The organism is Pseudomonas sp. ES3-33 (genome assembly GCF_000952175.1).
Classification (GTDB): Bacteria; Pseudomonadota; Gammaproteobacteria; order Pseudomonadales; family Pseudomonadaceae; genus Aquipseudomonas; species Aquipseudomonas gregormendelii.
In genome coordinates this window covers 1-1,242 of record NZ_JZRI01000012.1, presented here as the reverse complement: position 1 = coordinate 1,242, position 1,242 = coordinate 1, and the positions used below count along the sequence as shown (strand labels likewise).

Here is a 1,242-nt window from a genome sequence, read left to right as displayed (position 1 = left end):
GTTTTGCAACTAACCACCCGAATAAAAATCATCGATGCACTTAAAAATCGCTCCCAGTTTAATTTCACCAAAAAACGTGGGGGTAGGCCACCTACGAGAATGAAAATTTTCAAACCCTACCACTCGATTTCAAAATAAAGCACAACTTACAAAAACGACCATAAAACTCATTATTTCAATTACTTGATATTTGGGTAGCGTTAAACGCTTACACACTCTAAAAACGTAATTTGCGTGAGCTGCATTTTTAAAAGCACTTCGTTGCTTTTCTAAAAGCGAAGCTACCAGATGCTTTTGACTTTATTCCCAGTTCAACCCGATAGGGCAAGGGGTTTATAATTTTCAAAGTGTCACACACGGTAGTAAAGCAGTGGAAAAACTTCGTTTTATGATTTGCTTCGCTTCGCTATTCAAATCTACGAACTTCGTTCGCCTTTCCCAGATGCTTTTGATTTTTCGCCCCGAACGGGGCATGGCTTTTGATTTTGATTGTAAAAGTATTTAAAAGCAATTAAGAGTATTTAAGGGGGCTAATTTAAGCCTATTTTAAGCCATAAATTGACCTGATACTCCCCGCGTTATATGCAGATAGTCCCCGCGTTATATGATAATAGTCCCCGCATTATATGCAGATACCCCCCCTCGTAATATGAAGAGACACCGTCACTCTATGTAGATACTCCCCGCGTCATATGTAACACTATTATGCTAAACAAAATTACCAGCGTAGTTCTATTGACTTCTTGGAGGGTTATGATTAGATGATACTAATAGAACAACAAAAGGGGACGTAATGGAGCTAATATTCAATAAGATTGAAACTAAAAAAAAGATTTACGCACAAGATACATACATGACGTTTGCAAAGTCAATTCTTCACCTGCCTATATTTCAATCAATTAAGAACGGCGAGCGTAAAAGAACAGAGTTAAAAATTGACAGCCTATATGGCTTTAAGAATGTAGAAATGCGTTTCTACCCTTTGTCAGTAGGTTTTGATTTTGACGTGTTTTATTACATTCTTCAAAGAAAGATAAAGTCCGATAAGCTGTCGTTCACAATCAATCTCAACCAATTTATGAAGTTCCACAAAGTCCACCCTAGCAACAAGAAGGTTTACATCGAGAAATTAAAGCTGTCGCTTGATAATATGCTTGATTTTTACTTGAAGTTCTCATACGGGCCTAAAACATACAGGTGTCATTTGTTGACGCATGTTGAAGCTGTCTCTTATACACATCT

At 37.3% G+C, this 1,242-nt stretch carries 1 protein-coding gene; it reads left to right on the top strand.

Going from position 1 to position 1,242, the window contains the following annotated elements:
• Window positions 1-853: 853 nt before the first annotated feature.
• Window positions 854-1,242 (top strand): hypothetical protein (locus UB23_RS30075; protein ID WP_236695823.1); only part of this gene is annotated, 389 nt, incomplete at its 3' end.